Below are 15,838 nucleotides of genomic sequence, written 5' to 3'. Positions count from 1 at the left end.
GTAATCATCCACGAGTTGATAGTTCTGCGCGAAAGGCTGAGGGATAGATCTGTTTTGCTGAAACAGTGAAATGGTTGTGGGAGCCGTTACGCAAAAAGCCGGATATCAGCATAAACACTGTATCCGGCAGAAGCGGCAAACTAGCGCAACGCCCACCACTCGCGCAGGCAGGCTTTACCTTCCGGGCAACTCTTGCAGCTTCCGGACAGACACCCATCGGCATCTTCCTGAATCCGCACCGCTTTGCCCATCTTTTCTAACTGATTCAGCATGGCGTCAATCATTGGCTGCGGGGTATGCAGCGTGTGGCTAATTTGCTTTGCCTCCATACGCCCCCGCAGCGCCAGTAAATCACGAACCTGAATAAGCGATGCCATTGTTGACAACCTTAGTGGCAATCGCCAGTGGTGCTGGAACAGCAGGAGCTAGCCGTTCTGTTGGTTGACAGCAGTGAGAGATCCACCCGGCTGCGGGCACGGCGTAGCAGACCCAGCAATACGATGTTAAACAGAATGACGGCTAAGATGCACACAAGACTGTAAGTCGGATGCTCTTTGTAGCTGACGGTCTGATAAAACAGCGTTGACAGTGAATAAGCGATGTTCAGGCCCCACAGGATCGAGAAGCCCATCCAGCCACGGCTGGATTCACGTGCGATAGCCCCCATCACTGAAATGCACGGGACATACAGCAGAACGAAAATCAGGTAGCTGTATGCGGCGGCGGCGCTGCCAAATTTCTCGCCCATCACGCCCATTGCGCCTGTAGCCATCTCGCCGTCGCCTTTGCTGGCTTCGATAGGGTTGGCCAGAACGCTCAGGCTGAAGGTGTCTTTCAGGCTTTGCCAGGTTTCATCCACCGCACTGAACAGCTCGTCACCGAGGTGGAAATCTGCCGGATTGAACTCTTCTTCCTGAATATTTTCTGCGGTATAGAGCGTGTTCAGCGTACCGACAACCACCTCTTTTGCCATCGCACCGGTGAACAGACCTACGGTTGCCTGCCAGTTATCTTCGTGAACGCCGATCGGCTTGAAGACGGGGGTGATGACGCGGCTGACGGAAGCCAGAGCAGAGTCGTTGATGTTATCGACGATTTTCCCGCTCAGCGAGAAGCTGTTAAACGCGCTGAGGAAAATACTGACGATGATAATGACTTTACCGGCACGCAGCACGAAGCCTTTCAGACGTTGCCAGGTCTGAATAATCAGGCTCTTGATGTGCGGCACATGGTACACCGGCAGCTCCATCACGAACGGCGTTGCTTCGCCACGCATGATGGTATGTTTGAGCATCAGACCGGTCAGCACCGCCATGATGATACCCAGTACGTACAACGAGAAGACCGCCAGCGCACCGTTCTGACCAAAGAAAGCCGCGGCAAAGACGGCGAAAATCGCCAGACGTGCGCCACAGGACATAAACGGTGCCATCATAATGGTCATCAGACGTTCACGTGGGGCATCCAGCGTACGGGCACCCATCACCGACGGTACGTTGCAGCCAAAGCCGACGATCAGCGGGACAAACGATTTGCCCGGCAGTCCCAGCGCCTGCATCAGACGGTCCATTACAAACGCAGCGCGCGCCATGTAACCGGAGTCTTCAAGGAAGGAGAGGAACAGGTACATCATGCCGATTTGCGGCACCAACGGCAGCACGGTGTTGATCCCGCCGCCAAGTCCTTGCGCCAGGAAGATGGTCAGCCAATCCGGGAAGTGCAGCGTATAGCCAATCCATTGAATACCATGAATAAAGAGCGCCACGGAACCCACATCGAATAACGGCTGCAGTGCGCCGCCAATGTTAATGGCGAGCAGGAACATCAGGTACATCACGAACAGGAAAATCGGCAGCCCGAGGAAGCGGTTGAGGACAATTTTATCCACCGCGGTGGTGAAACGGCTCGGCTCTGCCGTCAGGGTATTACTGACGGTATCGCAGATTGCGGCGATGCATTGGTAACGCGCATCGGCGATATGCAGCGCGGGATCGTCCATTGTTTCGCTCAGGCGCGCAATAGCGGCATCGAGGTTTTGCGCGGCGTCACCGGCGTAGGCACGGCTGTAGATATCGCCTTCCAGCATTTGCAGGCCCAGCCAGCGGCGCTGTTTTAGCGGCTTATCTTTGGCCATCGCGTCAGCGAGGGAATCGGCTTCCTGTAGCAGCGGCTGGGCATAATGCACCAGTTCGACGGTGTCGTTTTCTTTATAGCGATCGATCGCCAGTTTCAGCGCTTCAATGCCGCGGGCGCGGGTGGAGACCAGCGGAACCACCGGGCAGCCAAGACGGGCGGAGAGAGCGTCGATATCAATACGGATTTGCTGTTTCTCAGCAATATCCAGCATGTTCAGGGCGACGATACAGGGAATACCCAGCTCAAGCAGTTGCAACGTCAGGTAGAGGTTGCGCTCAAGGTTTGAGGCATCGACCACGTTGATCAACAGATCCGCGTCGCCGCTTAAAATGTAGTGACAGGCGATTTGCTCATCGAGAGAGGTCTGTGATGAGATTGTCGTCAGTGAATAGGTGCCGGGTAAGTCGACCAGCGTGACCTGATGGTCCGTCGTGGCGAAATGACCTTCTTTGCGTTCAACGGTAACGCCAGCCCAGTTGCCTACACGCTGACGCGCGCCGGTGAGCTGGTTGAATAAGGTTGTCTTGCCGGAATTAGGATTACCAATTAAACCAATGGTTAGTTTTTTCATTTTTATAGACTCACTGTATTAACAGGACACCGCTTCCACTTCTAATAACGCCAAATCCTTTTTACGCAATACCAGACTTACGCGACGCGTTTCAATATGGATAGGATCGCCGAGCGGGGCGACGCGAACCACGTTGAAGGATGAGCCGGGTAGCATGCCAAGTGACAACAATTTCTGACGATAAGCCGGGCTGATTTCACGGGCAAAACCGGTAATTTTCCACGCACTGTCAGGAGTGAATTGCATAGGGACCTACTTATATCTCGCTAACTGGGTGATTACCTCATGGGGCGACAGGGCGGCATGAGACCAGATGATTAGCCAACGTAAGGAAAGAGTAAATAATCAACAAACCAATGATAATGAGAATGGTTTCTATCATCAATAGAATAAGTGTGACGGAATGTACAATTAGATAATAATTTGAGCCAATTTTGATATTCCTCAATATTTATTCTGGTTGGGGGCGAATGATTTGCGGCAGCAATTATTGAAATCCTTAATGTTTAATTAAGGTTTCATCTGTTAATGAAGTGATAAATATAATGAGGAAGAGAGAAGATAATATAGTAAATATGCCGGATACGGTATTTACACCGCTATCCGGCACATGATCCAAACTTAGCGCTTTTTACCCATTGCCGCTGCCAGCGCATCCATCATCGCGCTGTTGCCCGCAGGCTGAGCGTCACGGCCACGAGGTTTCGCGGCTTTTGGTGCCGGACGATTGCCCTGAGTACGATCGCTATTTCCGCTGCTGCGACGCGCGTTGGTTTCGCCTGGCTGCTCATCCAGACGCATAGTCAGCGCGATACGCTTACGCTGCAGGTCTACTTCCAGCACTTTTACCTTCACAATATCACCCGCTTTCACCACGGTGTGTGGATCTTCGACAAACTTATTCGACAGTGAAGAGATATGCACCAGACCATCCTGGTGTACGCCGATATCGACAAATGCGCCGAAGTTAGTGACGTTGGTGACAGCCCCTTCCAGAATCATCCCCGGTTGTAGATCGTTCATGGTTTCTACGCCATCAGCAAACTGTGCGGTTTTGAATTCAGGACGCGGGTCGCGGCCCGGTTTTTCCAGCTCTTTGATAATGTCGGTGACGGTTGGTACCCCGAAACGTTCGTCGGTAAAATCAGCAGCTTTCAGATTGCGCAGTTCGCTGCTGTTGCCCATCAGATCGCGCAGCGATTGCTCGGTGGCGGCCAGAATGCGTTCCACAATCGGATACGCTTCCGGGTGAACGGTGGAGGCATCCAGCGGATTATCGCCGTGGTTGATACGCAGGAAACCCGCGCACTGTTCAAAGGCTTTAGGGCCCAGACGGCTGACTTTGAGCAGTTGCTGACGGTTCTGGAACTGGCCGTTCTCGTCACGCCAGGCCACGATGTTCTGCGCCATCATGCGCGTCAGGCCCGCCACGCGGGTCAGCAGCGGTACGGAGGCGGTGTTCAGATCCACGCCGACGGCGTTTACACAGTCTTCCACTACCGCATCCAGCTTACGTGCCAGCTGCGTCTGGCTGACGTCGTGCTGATACTGGCCCACGCCGATAGATTTCGGATCGATTTTCACCAGCTCAGCCAGCGGATCCTGTAGACGACGGGCGATAGACACCGCCCCACGCAGCGAAACATCGAGGTCCGGGAACTCCAGCGCCGCCAGCTCTGAAGCGGAGTACACTGACGCGCCGGCTTCGCTGACGATCACTTTCTGCGCGGTAACTTTCGGGAACTGTTTCTGTACGTCTAGGAAGAAACGCTCGGTTTCGCGCGACGCCGTACCGTTACCAATCGCCACCAGCTCAACGTTGTATTTTTCACACAACGCCGCAACGGCGACGGCGGCTTTGGCGGCCTGACCGGTATGCGGATAAATGGTATCGGTAGCGACCAGTTTGCCGGTACCGTCAACCACAGCCACTTTCACACCGGTACGCAGACCAGGATCGAGGCCCATAGTGGCGCGCAGTCCGGCCGGAGCGGCCATCAGCAGGTCATGCAGGTTACGAGCAAATACGTTAATTGCTTCGTCTTCCGCACGTTCGCGCACGGTACCCATCAGCTCGGTTTCAAGGTGCATCAGCACTTTGATGCGCCAGGTCCAGCTAACCACGCCTTTACGCCAGCTGTCTGCTGGGGCGTTGTTCAGACGCAGTCCCAGGTGATCCTGGATAATCTGCTCGCCGTGGCTCTCTTTTGGTGGCTCATCGAATTGCGGATCGGCATTCAGTGAAAGTTGCAACACGCCTTCGTTACGACCACGGAACATGGCCAGCGCACGGTGGGATGGTACTGTAGAAATCGGCTCGTGGTGATCGAAGTAGTCGCGGAACTTAGCGCCTTCCTCTTCTTTACCGCTTACCACGGTGGCGACCAGGTGGGCGTTTTTCCACAGATAATCACGCACTTTCGCCAGCAGCGCGGCGTCTTCTGCGAATCGCTCCATCAGAATGTAGCGTGCGCCGTCGAGGGCGGCTTTGGTATCCGCCACGCCGTTTTCGGCGTTAAGGTATTTTGCGGCTTCCGTTTCCGGGTCGTGTGAGGGGTCGTTCCACAGCAGGTCAGCCAGCGGCTCCAGCCCGGCTTCAATGGCGATTTGCCCACGGGTGCGGCGCTTGGGTTTGTACGGCAGATAGAGATCTTCGAGTTCGGTCTTACTTAACGTACCGTTGATCGCATTCGCCAGATCATCGGTCAGTTTGCCTTGCTCGCCGATAGATTTCAGGATCGCCTGACGGCGGTCTTCCAGTTCACGCAGATATCCCAGACGGGTCTCCAGATTACGCAATTGCGTATCGTCCAGACCGCCGGTGATTTCCTTACGATAACGTGCGATAAACGGCACGGTGTTCCCTTCATCAAGCAGGCGAACGGCAGCTTCTACCTGTTCAGCACGAGCCTGAATTTCACCTGCGATAATGCGGCAGAAAGAATCATTCATCATGGATAGCTTCGTCTATAGGATAAAAAATCAGGGGATAGTTATACGGATTGACTGGCAAAAATGCCAGTCATCTACGGGGGCTTCGGATTGTTCCGGTCTCACTTCACGTATTCGATCTCGTTTACATACCAACTGGCTTCGCCGCCAGGGGTGTTGACTACCGCGAGATCGCCGACCTCTTTTTTCAGCAGCGCCCGCGCCATTGGCGAATCGATAGAGATGTAATCTTTACGACCGAAGATCTCATCGTAGCCGACAATGCGGAATTTGCGGATGTCGCCATCGTCATTTTCAATCTCGACCCATGCGCCGAAGAAGACTTTGCCTTCCTGTTGCGGGGAGTAATCGACGATTTTCAGATTTTCCATGCACTTGGTCAAATAACGAACGCGGCGGTCGATCTCGCGCAGGCGCTTTTTATTATACTGGTAGTCGGCATTTTCGCTGCGGTCGCCCAGACTTGCGGCCCAGGTGACCTTTTTGGTGACTTCCGGGCGCTCTTCACGCCAGAGATAATTCAGCTCTTGTTTGAGTTTTTCATACCCTTCACGGGTTATCAGGGGCGTTTTCATCTTATTGTTTTACCTTCGACTCTGTGATGATGCGCACAATTAGTATTACGTGAGCATATCAACAGAATAAATAATGTATTGCGAGAAACATTGTATACTTAAGCTGCTGTTTAATATGCTTTGTAACAATTTAGCCTGGAATTCATACCAGAATTCGCTGGTGACTCACGTGAGCTTTCTTAAGAATATACACTTAATTGTTGCGAACCTTTGGGAGTAATAACAATGCAAGAGAACTATAAGATTCTGGTGGTCGATGACGACATGCGCTTACGTGCGCTTCTGGAACGTTATCTGACCGAGCAGGGCTTCCAGGTTCGAAGCGTCGCAAACGCTGAGCAGATGGATCGTCTGCTGACCCGTGAGTCCTTCCACCTGATGGTGCTGGATTTAATGCTGCCGGGTGAAGACGGCCTGTCTATTTGCCGTCGCCTGCGCAGCCAAAGCAACCCGATGCCGATCATTATGGTGACCGCGAAGGGTGAAGAAGTTGATCGTATCGTAGGGCTGGAAATCGGCGCTGACGATTACATTCCGAAACCGTTTAACCCGCGTGAACTGCTGGCGCGTATTCGTGCCGTACTGCGTCGTCAGGCGAACGAACTGCCGGGCGCACCTTCTCAGGAAGAGGCGGTTATTGCCTTTGGTAAGTTCAAACTGAACCTCGGTACGCGTGAAATGTTCCGCGAAGATGAGCCGATGCCGCTCACCAGCGGGGAGTTTGCGGTACTGAAAGCGCTGGTAAGCCACCCGCGTGAGCCGCTCTCTCGCGACAAGCTGATGAACCTGGCCCGTGGTCGTGAATACTCGGCGATGGAACGTTCTATCGACGTACAGATTTCTCGTCTGCGCCGTATGGTGGAAGAAGATCCGGCGCATCCGCGTTATATTCAGACCGTATGGGGCCTGGGCTACGTTTTTGTTCCGGACGGTTCTAAAGCATGAGGCGAATGCGCTTCTCGCCACGAAGTTCGTTTGCCCGCACATTATTGCTCATCGTCACCTTGCTGTTTGCCAGCCTGGTGACGACTTATCTGGTCGTGCTGAACTTCGCGATTTTGCCGAGCCTCCAGCAGTTTAATAAGGTCCTGGCCTACGAAGTTCGTATGCTGATGACCGATAAACTGCAGCTGGAGGACGGTACACAACTGGTGGTGCCTCCCGCGTTTCGTCGGGAAATTTATCGTGAGTTGGGTATTTCCCTCTATTCCAACGAGGCCGCTGAAGAGGCCGGACTGCGTTGGGCGCAACACTATGAATTCTTAAGCCATCAGATGGCGCAGCAGTTGGGTGGCCCGACCGAAGTCCGCGTTGAGGTCAACAAAAGCTCGCCGGTCGTGTGGCTGAAAACCTGGCTGTCGCCCAATATCTGGGTACGTGTGCCGCTCACTGAAATCCATCAGGGTGATTTCTCGCCGCTGTTCCGCTATACGTTGGCGATCATGCTGCTGGCCATTGGCGGCGCATGGCTATTTATTCGTATTCAGAACCGACCGCTGGTGGATCTTGAACATGCGGCGTTGCAGGTAGGGAAAGGTATCATTCCGCCGCCGTTGCGTGAGTATGGCGCCTCAGAGGTGCGCTCCGTAACCCGAGCCTTTAACCATATGGCCGCAGGTGTGAAGCAACTGGCCGATGACCGTACGCTGTTAATGGCGGGCGTGAGCCACGATTTACGTACCCCGCTGACGCGTATTCGTCTGGCGACGGAAATGATGGGCGAAGAGGACGGTTATCTTGCGGAGTCCATCAATAAGGACATCGAGGAGTGTAACGCCATCATCGAGCAGTTTATCGATTATCTGCGTACCGGTCAGGAGATGCCGATGGAGATGGCAGATCTGAACTCGGTGTTAGGCGAAGTGGTCGCGGCGGAAAGCGGCTATGAGCGTGAAATTGAGACTGCGCTGCTGCCGGGCAACATTCAGGTGAAGATGCATCCGCTGTCGATCAAGCGTGCGGTTGCCAATATGGTGGTTAATGCCGCCCGCTATGGTAACGGCTGGATTAAGGTCAGTAGCGGTATGGAGCCGCATCGCGCCTGGTTCCAGGTGGAAGATGATGGTCCGGGTATCAAGCCGGAGCAGCGTAAACATCTGTTCCAACCGTTTGTCCGCGGGGACAGCGCGCGTAGTACCAGCGGTACCGGTCTGGGGCTGGCGATTGTGCAGCGTATTATCGATAACCATAACGGTATGTTGGAAATTGGCACCAGCGAGCGGGGTGGGTTGTCGATTCGCGCCTGGCTTCCGGTGCCCTTCACTCGTGCGCAGGGCACCACGAAAGACGCATAAAAAAGGGGAGGCGAAATGCCTCCCCTTTTGTTGTAGGCCGGATAAGGCGAAACCGCCATCCGGCAACGTCAATTACAGCTTCGGCCCGGCGCTAACCAGTGCTTCACCTGCTGGAGTGTCGGTGTACTTCTCGAAGTTCTCGATAAACAGTTTCGCCAGTGCGTTGGCTTTTTCCTGCCACTGCTCCGGTGATGCGTAGGTATTACGCGGATCGAGAATGCGAGTATCCACGCCCGGCAGTTCGGTTGGGATAGCCAGGTCAAACATCGGCAGACGGAATGTTTCTGCGTCGTCCAGTGAACCGTTCAGAATGGCGTCGATAATCGCGCGAGTATCTTTGATGGAGATACGCTTACCGGTACCGTTCCAGCCGGTGTTAACCAGATACGCCTGCGCACCTGCCGCCTGCATACGTTTCACCAGCACCTCTGCGTACTGCGTTGGGTGCAGCGTCAAAAATGCTGCGCCAAAGCAAGCAGAGAAGGTTGGGGTCGGTTCAGTGACGCCACGCTCGGTACCGGCCAGTTTAGCGGTAAAGCCAGACAGGAAGTGGTACTGCGTTTGATCGGCGGTCAGGCGAGAAACCGGCGGCAGCACGCCAAACGCGTCGGCGGTCAGGAAGATAACCTTAGTGGCATGACCCGCTTTTGACACCGGCTTAACAATATTCTCGATGTGATAAATCGGGTAGGAAACACGGGTGTTCTCGGTTTTGGAACCGTCGTCGAAATCGATGGAACCATCTCCGCGCACGGTAACGTTTTCCAACAGCGCGTCACGACGGATCGCGTTGTAGATTTCCGGCTCGGCCTCTTTAGACAGTTTGATGGTCTTGGCGTAGCAACCGCCTTCGAAGTTAAACACGCCATCGTCATCCCAACCGTGTTCATCATCGCCGATCAGGCGGCGTTTGGGGTCGGTGGACAGCGTGGTTTTACCGGTGCCGGACAGGCCAAAGAAGACCGCCACATCACCTTTTTCCCCGACGTTTGCCGAGCAGTGCATAGAGGCGATGCCCTTCAGCGGCAGCAGGTAGTTCATGACGGAGAACATCCCTTTTTTCATCTCGCCGCCGTACCAGGTACCACCAATTAACTGAATGCGTTCAGTCAGGTTGAATGCCACGAAGTTTTCTGAGTTCAGACCCTGCTCTTTCCATTGCGGGTTGGTGCATTTAGCGCCGTTCATTACGATAAAATCAGGTTTAAAATCAACCAGTTCTTCGTCGCTTGGGCGGATGAACATGTTTTTGACAAAATGCGCCTGCCAGGCAACTTCGGTAATGAAGCGCACGGAAAGACGGGTATCGGCGTTTGCGCCGCAGAACGCGTCAACGATAAACAGGCGTTTGCCAGAGAGTTGCTGGGTGACTAACCCTTTCAGATGTTGCCAGGTTTCCGGGGAGAGCGGTTTGTTGTCGTTCTTGCCTTTACCTTTGTCTGACCACCACAGCGTATCTCGCGTGGTGTCGTCGCGGACAATGTACTTATCCTTCGGCGAACGCCCGGTAAAGATACCGGTATCAACAGCAACGGCGCCCAGATCCGTTAACACGCCACGCTCATAACCTTCCAGATTTGGATCAAGTTCTTCCTGATACAACAGGTCGTAGCTGGGATTGTAAACGATATCCTGAACGTCATTGATACCATAAGCCTTGAGATCTTGCGGGGTTAAACTGTTGTTCACACGCATTTCACTGCTCCTTAGCCAATATGTATTACCTGGAATAGTAAGGTTTTTTTGGGATTGCTAACCGCGACAAGGCTCATAGATTTACGCATCCGGAAAAACCACGGGCGACCGAATGCGCTGCGACTCCTGTCACAAAGAGGCAGATATTATGGCAGGAAACCCTTTTTTGTTGTGGAAAATGTTCTTAAAACGTTAATAGAGAGTGTTTTTGGCGGGAATCTTGTGAGTGTAATCGCATTCACGTAAGAAAAATACGTAACTCATACATAAACAATATCGATTCACTTCCCGTCGTCATGGTTCGAAAAAGGTCAGTCAATACTCAAAATTGTGAAGTTGATGCGATTATGGGGCTTTCTCGTGATGCTGGATGACGACATGGATAGCGTTGAACTTTCACGCACGACTAGCTGAAGTATGAGATCTATTGGTCTGCGGCAGGTGGGGGCGAATGAGCAAGTGGATTTAGCCCGGCAGAGTACACTACCGGGCTAATAACTTAATGGACCTGTGGGTCTGCTGGAGAAGCGTTGCTGCGGATCTCAGCAATATCCATGGCGTTAAACAGATAGTGGCTACCGCAGTAATCGCAGTGCATATCGATCTCGCCTTCTTCCGCCAGAATGCTGTCCACTTCTTCGTCCGGCAGCGTTTTCAGTGCGCCTGCACAGCGTTCGCGTGAACAGGTGCATTTGAACTCAACGTCCTGCGGATCGTAGAGGGTGACTTCCTCTTCGTGGTACAAACGCCACAGTACTTCGTTGGCTGGCAGCGTCAACAGCTCTTCCGTTTTGATGGTTTCGGTCAGCGCGGTCAGGTGATCGAAATCATCTGCCTGCGCGTTTTGCGCCGGCATCACCTGCAGCAGCATTCCGCCAGCTGCGGGTTTGCCATCGACGTCGCCAGTACGGATAAACAGACGTGTTGGCAGCTGTTCAGAACGCATGAAGTAATCTTCCAGACAGGCGGCCAGCGTGTCGCCTTCCAGACCGACCACACCCTGATAACGCTCGCCTTCTTCCGGCGTAATGGTGATCACCAGGTAGCCGTTGCCTACCAGCGTTTTCAGATCCGCGCCTTCAGGGATATCGCCCTGCATGCGGGCCACGCCGCGCATCTGCTGATTGTTGTTGCCGTTGATGACGGCCAGGCTCAGCGGGCCATCGCCCTGCAGTTGTACGGTGATATCACCAGCAAACTTCAGCGTAGCGGTGAGCAGGCTGGTGGCGACCAGCAGTTCAGCCAGCACGTTTTTGACCGGCTGCGGGTAAGTATGGTTTTCGAGGATCTGTTGCAGGGTTTCCGAAACGGTCACCAGCTCGCCGCGCACGGCAAAGTTTTCAAACAGATAACGATGTAATTGGTCATGTTGCGGCATAATCATCTCTCTTGCAGGTGACAGTCACTCGCTGTCGCCGTGTTTAAATCGTAACAGGTCGCGGCGTTCTTTCTTGTCCGGTCGTCTGTCCGGGTGCGGCATGGTTAACGCGTTAAGTTTACGCGCCAGCGCCATTTTTTCGCGTTTTTCCACGCTTTCCGCGGTTTCTTCATACAGCGTAACGGCTTCCGTGGCCGGGCGACGCTGCTCGGTAATGGTCTTGATAATGACCGTTCGCTCGTCATTTCCCTGGCGCAGGGTGAGGGTGGCGTTCAGCTCGACAATCTTGCTCGGCTTACTGCGCTGGCCGTTGTAATGCACCTTACCGCCTTCAACCATTTCACGGGCCAGCGCACGCGTTTTATAAAAGCGTGCGGCCCATAGCCATTTATCCAGCCTGACTTCAGCAGAGGGCTTTTCTTTCATGGCGTCTCCTTCACATCAGTGAGGGGATCAGTCGGCGGTAGTCATTCAATGACGGATGGCGTGCGTACTGTTTTTCCGCAATACCTGAGTCGGGATTGGTTACGCCGAGGCAGTAACGAATGCCGAACAGAGCAGCGGCGTCGAGAATGGGTTCGCTATCGTCAATAAACAGCGTCTTCTCTGCACTCATTCCCGTTTCTTCAGCCACAGCGTGCCATAACCGCTGATCCTCTTTGGGATAACCAAATGTGTGGGTGGAAAGTAATAAATCAAGGTGCGAGGCCAGACCGGTATGCTCCAGCTTGACCGCGAGGTTATGCGGATGCGCGTTGGTGAGCAAAATACGGCGCTTGCCGCTGGCTTTCAAAGCATCAAGAAACGGTACGGTATCTTCACGCAAAACGGCGCGTGGTCCTTGTTCCGTTGTCATGGCGCAAATATCCAGATCCAGGCACTCGCTCCAGTAATCCAGGCAGTACCAGTTTAGCGTATGCTGCACGGCATGATACTGCTGGCGAATATAGTCCTGGGCTTCCTGGGGAGAGATGCCCTGCTTCGCGCCGTAGGTTTCCGGCACCAGTTTTTGCCAGAAATAATTGTCGAATGCCAGATCGAGTAGCGTGCCGTCCATATCCAGCAACACAGTGTCGACATCCTGCCAGGCAATATTGATATGCATGGAAACTCCCCAGAAGAAAACATGATGCGCGACAGGGTAGCATATCCTGGCGCGCGAGCGTGTTATCGAATCAGGCTTTCCGGGTCATCAATCAGCGTTGGGTTGAGGCAACTTTCGTAGTAGCTCTGAATTTCCGCGATGCGCGAACGATGGCGCTGGTAGCGTCTGAATGCCTGAACGCTGTTATAGATAGTGCATCCGAGCATGGAGAGCATCAGCAGTGTCGTGCCAAGGTAGCGCCATAATCCTGAACGATCCGGGATTCGGTGCAGGCCAATGTGCTGAGTACCGTTAGCGTCGGTAGAGATATTGGTGACAATCCCCTCCGCGCGAAATGGTGTTTGCATTAGCATCTGAGCCAGACGCTGGAAGGCGTTCCATTGTTCTTGCGGCGGGTAGTCATACAGAGAGGTCGACGGCCAGGGCTGATCCACCAGATCGCTGCCTTCGTCGCTGATAATCAAAAAACCGCCAGGGGCAGGGCTATTCAGCGCCTGGGCCGCACGCGCTGTCTCGCGAGCAATAAACGGCGCCGTAGAGGTATTCACCAGATTATCCAGCGACTCTGCGCTTACTGGACGCAACAACACGTTTACGCCATCCAGTTTTCCGGCGTTAGCGCGTTTCACCAGCGCAGCCCAGTCTTTACTGTTACCGAGGTTAACCAGCGCATTTTTTAAGCGTACGCATTCATCTTTGGCTGCGCACAAATCGGCTGTTTTCAGGACAATTTCACCAAAATCGTCCAGTAACACCATGCCGGACTTTTGGATTGCCGAACGTAACGACGCGCTGACGCGGGAATCATCATCCGGTTTGGGGTGCAACTGGCGGTTTACGGCCTGCGTGAGCGCGGTGGCTTTATTCACCAGATCGGATTCTGGAAGTGGTAGCGTGCGCGCGTCATTCCAGATAATTTGCGTGCAATCAAAAGGCATGAACGGCGTGGCGGGCTGTGTATTCCAGCTCCCCTGGGTATGAATGTTACACATACCTGTGCCGCTCAGGTGTAGTGTGTCCCCCACGCGGACGCCCGCGTTCTCAAGTTGTTTCACGCTGGTGGCTTCGATAGTCTGTGCACCTTTCATCCACGAAAGCGTGAATTTTATCGGCATATCTAACGGGATCCAGAACAGTAGCATCAGCAGCACCAGCAGCGAACCGCCTGCGATAACGGCATTGCGTAGCCAGTGTTGCAACGGGAAATTTTTAACTTCGTCGTGCAGGGATAAAAAACGCCCCTGGCGAACAACGTGGCGATCGAGATAAATATCGATATCCGTTTGCTGACCGAGATCCTGCGCAATGTATGGCTGCCAGTGAGGGGGGTAGATCAGATCAATAATACCCAGAGAGATATTGTTAATTTGCTCCTGGTCGTTCTCGCCAAACAATCCCCAGCGACGCGGTGTCCCGCGCAGACAATGAATTTCTCGCAGGGCAGTTTTAGATGGCGGAGCGAACAGCCCCCACAGACCTGCACCCAGCAACAGCACCGCGCCACCGACTGCCCACGGCACAAACGTATCCGGGATGATTAAACATAAAAAGAACAGCAGGAATGATGCGGCGATCAGTAACGCTTCGCGTAATCCAGAAGGGCGGCTGAGCGCATATTCTTCATGGGTTTCCTGACGAATATTCAGTAGTTCGATTTGTTCACTTTCTTCACCGCGAATGGACGCCTGGGTAGAGGCGGTATGCTGCAACGCATAGCCACGCGCTTCCTGCATATATTCCTGCAGCGTGTGGCCGTTTAGCGAAATAACCAGCGGCAACGTATTGGTGTGGATCAGCTCAACGCTGTTTTCGTCATTGATGTATTGTTCCCAAAAAGGCGGCAAATGCACCTCAACGGAATCAAGATAATAGCGCCATTTGTTAGGATCGTCGGTGGTAATGCCGTAACGTGTAATCGCGTGCGTAAGCACAATGACGCTGTTACTTTGGGCATTCAGCGTTAACGATACCGGCGCAGAGCTGGCGCCCGTTGGACCTGGTACTTGCTGAATTTGACTCAGGTTTTCGAGATAGTTTTCGACAGCGCTGCGTTCTTCAGGCGTAAGTTTACGCTTCGCGGCGTCTGAAAAGACGTTGCTCAAGGGTAAATTTTTCCGTCTGGATTTCGTTCTGAGTCGCCACCCTGCAAGCAATGAGCAGGCCAGCAAAGCAGCTAAAAAAATCAGAATGGTGCTCATGCTTTCCCCATCTTACTTAGTCTGTCAGGCGTGGTCAGTCGCACCCTGTTCAATATTCGTGATTCTTTAGTTGGCTATCGGCAAGTGTGGAGTTGAACTTGAGCATCTTAAAGCGCAGCCCAGTAAATGCGAATCATAGCAAAATCACTAAAAATGGAATATCAGCAAATTCCTGGAGTTATTTCAACCTATTGACTTTTAATTTGAAATAGGGATTAACTTTTAGTACGTTACATAAATGTAAATAAACGGCAATTCACGTTGCCGAAACCGTGCGGTATATCGCACAATGACCTCAGATTTCACAGCAAAGATCCTCACAATGAGCAAATCATTACAAAAACCCACGATTTTGAAAGTGGAAACCGTCGCCCAATCCCGGCTGTTTAAGGTCGAAAGCGTGGACCTTGAGTTCAGCAATGGCGTACGCCGCGTTTATGAACGTATGCGGCCCTCCACGCGTGAAGCGGTAATGATTGTGCCGATTGTGGACGACCACCTGATCCTTATCCGCGAATACGCGGTCGGGACCGAGTCCTACGAACTGGGTTTTTCCAAAGGATTAATCGATCCCGGCGAAAGCGTATTTGAGGCGGCGAATCGGGAACTGAAAGAAGAGGTGGGATTTGGCGCGAAAGATCTGACGTTTTTGAAGAAACTCAGCATGGCGCCGTCTTATTTCTCCAGCAAGATGAACATTGTGGTGGCGGAGGATCTTTATCCTGAATCGCTGGAGGGGGATGAACCTGAGCCATTACCGCAGGTACGCTGGCCACTCGCGCATATGATGGATTTGCTGGAGGATCCTGATTTCCACGAAGCTCGCAATGTGAGCGCGTTGTTCCTCGTACGCGAATGGCTGAAAGGGCAGGGACGGCTTTAATATCTATCCCGCTAAATACACAAACAATAAAAAAGGCGCCGAAGCGCCTTT

The 15,838-nt window shown here is 53.2% G+C and carries 13 protein-coding genes; 3 read left to right on the top strand and 10 right to left on the bottom strand.

From position 1 onward, the window contains the following. Positions 1-140 precede the first annotated feature (140 nt). The 5 genes from feoC to greB form a co-directional block, all read right to left on the bottom strand. A complete protein-coding gene (gene feoC, locus FHD02_RS00395; RefSeq protein WP_038634895.1) occupies positions 141-377 on the bottom strand; it encodes a [Fe-S]-dependent transcriptional repressor FeoC in 237 nt (78 codons plus the stop codon). Between the two features lie 11 nt (positions 378-388). After that, complete coding sequence (feoB, locus tag FHD02_RS00390) at positions 389-2,707, bottom strand: Fe(2+) transporter permease subunit FeoB (RefSeq protein ID WP_220393436.1); 2,319 nt, start codon at positions 2,705-2,707, stop codon at positions 389-391. Between the two features lie 18 nt (positions 2,708-2,725). Then, positions 2,726-2,953 carry a ferrous iron transporter A gene (feoA, locus tag FHD02_RS00385; RefSeq protein WP_003023519.1) on the bottom strand — a complete coding sequence of 76 codons (228 nt, stop codon included), beginning with the start codon at positions 2,951-2,953 and terminating at the stop codon, positions 2,726-2,728. Between the two features lie 375 nt (positions 2,954-3,328). Continuing rightward, on the bottom strand, positions 3,329-5,662 hold the full coding sequence (locus tag FHD02_RS00380) for a Tex family protein (RefSeq protein ID WP_220393435.1): 2,334 nt from the start codon (positions 5,660-5,662) through the stop codon (positions 3,329-3,331). A gap of 98 nt (positions 5,663-5,760) precedes the next feature. Continuing rightward, a complete protein-coding gene (gene greB / locus FHD02_RS00375; protein ID WP_003023524.1) occupies positions 5,761-6,234 on the bottom strand; it encodes a transcription elongation factor GreB in 474 nt (157 codons plus the stop codon). 225 nt (positions 6,235-6,459) lie between these two features. On the opposite strand from greB, the gene ompR reads away from it, so the two are divergent. Next, the gene (gene ompR / locus FHD02_RS00370) at positions 6,460-7,179 is read left to right on the top strand and encodes a two-component system response regulator OmpR (RefSeq protein WP_001157751.1); all 720 of its coding nucleotides are present in this window, start codon (positions 6,460-6,462) and stop codon (positions 7,177-7,179) included. Further along, on the top strand, positions 7,176-8,528 hold the full coding sequence (gene envZ, locus FHD02_RS00365) for a two-component system sensor histidine kinase EnvZ (RefSeq protein ID WP_042311918.1): 1,353 nt from the start codon (positions 7,176-7,178) through the stop codon (positions 8,526-8,528). Before ompR ends, envZ begins: the two co-directional genes overlap by 4 nt. A gap of 72 nt (positions 8,529-8,600) precedes the next feature. Here the strand turns inward: envZ and pckA are convergent, their stop codons facing one another. The 5 genes from pckA to igaA form a co-directional block, all read right to left on the bottom strand. After that, positions 8,601-10,223: a phosphoenolpyruvate carboxykinase (ATP) gene (pckA, locus tag FHD02_RS00360; protein ID WP_042311919.1), complete on the bottom strand. Its 1,623-nt coding sequence runs from the start codon at positions 10,221-10,223 to the stop codon at positions 8,601-8,603. Positions 10,224-10,722: 499 nt separating this feature from the next. After that, positions 10,723-11,601 carry an Hsp33 family molecular chaperone HslO gene (gene hslO / locus FHD02_RS00355; RefSeq protein WP_016157640.1) on the bottom strand — a complete coding sequence of 293 codons (879 nt, stop codon included), beginning with the start codon at positions 11,599-11,601 and terminating at the stop codon, positions 10,723-10,725. A gap of 24 nt (positions 11,602-11,625) precedes the next feature. Further along, positions 11,626-12,027, bottom strand: a complete 402-nt coding sequence (hslR, locus tag FHD02_RS00350) for a ribosome-associated heat shock protein Hsp15 (protein WP_220393434.1) — start codon at positions 12,025-12,027, stop codon at positions 11,626-11,628. A 10-nt stretch (positions 12,028-12,037) separates the two neighbouring features. Further along, positions 12,038-12,706, bottom strand: a complete 669-nt coding sequence (yrfG, locus tag FHD02_RS00345) for a GMP/IMP nucleotidase (protein ID WP_042311923.1) — start codon at positions 12,704-12,706, stop codon at positions 12,038-12,040. 62 nt (positions 12,707-12,768) lie between these two features. Then, entirely contained in the window at positions 12,769-14,904 is a 2,136-nt protein-coding gene (igaA, locus tag FHD02_RS00340) for an intracellular growth attenuator protein IgaA (protein WP_220393433.1), read from the bottom strand. 322 nt (positions 14,905-15,226) lie between these two features. Here igaA and nudE point away from each other — a divergent pair, with 322 nt between their 5' ends. After that, positions 15,227-15,787 carry an ADP compounds hydrolase NudE gene (gene nudE / locus FHD02_RS00335; protein ID WP_038634868.1) on the top strand — a complete coding sequence of 187 codons (561 nt, stop codon included), beginning with the start codon at positions 15,227-15,229 and terminating at the stop codon, positions 15,785-15,787. The last annotated feature ends 51 nt before the right edge of the window (positions 15,788-15,838 follow it).

This window comes from Citrobacter sp. EC_71, from assembly GCF_019584005.1.
GTDB lineage: Bacteria > Pseudomonadota > Gammaproteobacteria > Enterobacterales > Enterobacteriaceae > Citrobacter > Citrobacter werkmanii.
The sequence above is the reverse complement of the archived record's forward strand: the minus strand, read 5'-3'. Positions and strand labels throughout refer to the sequence as shown.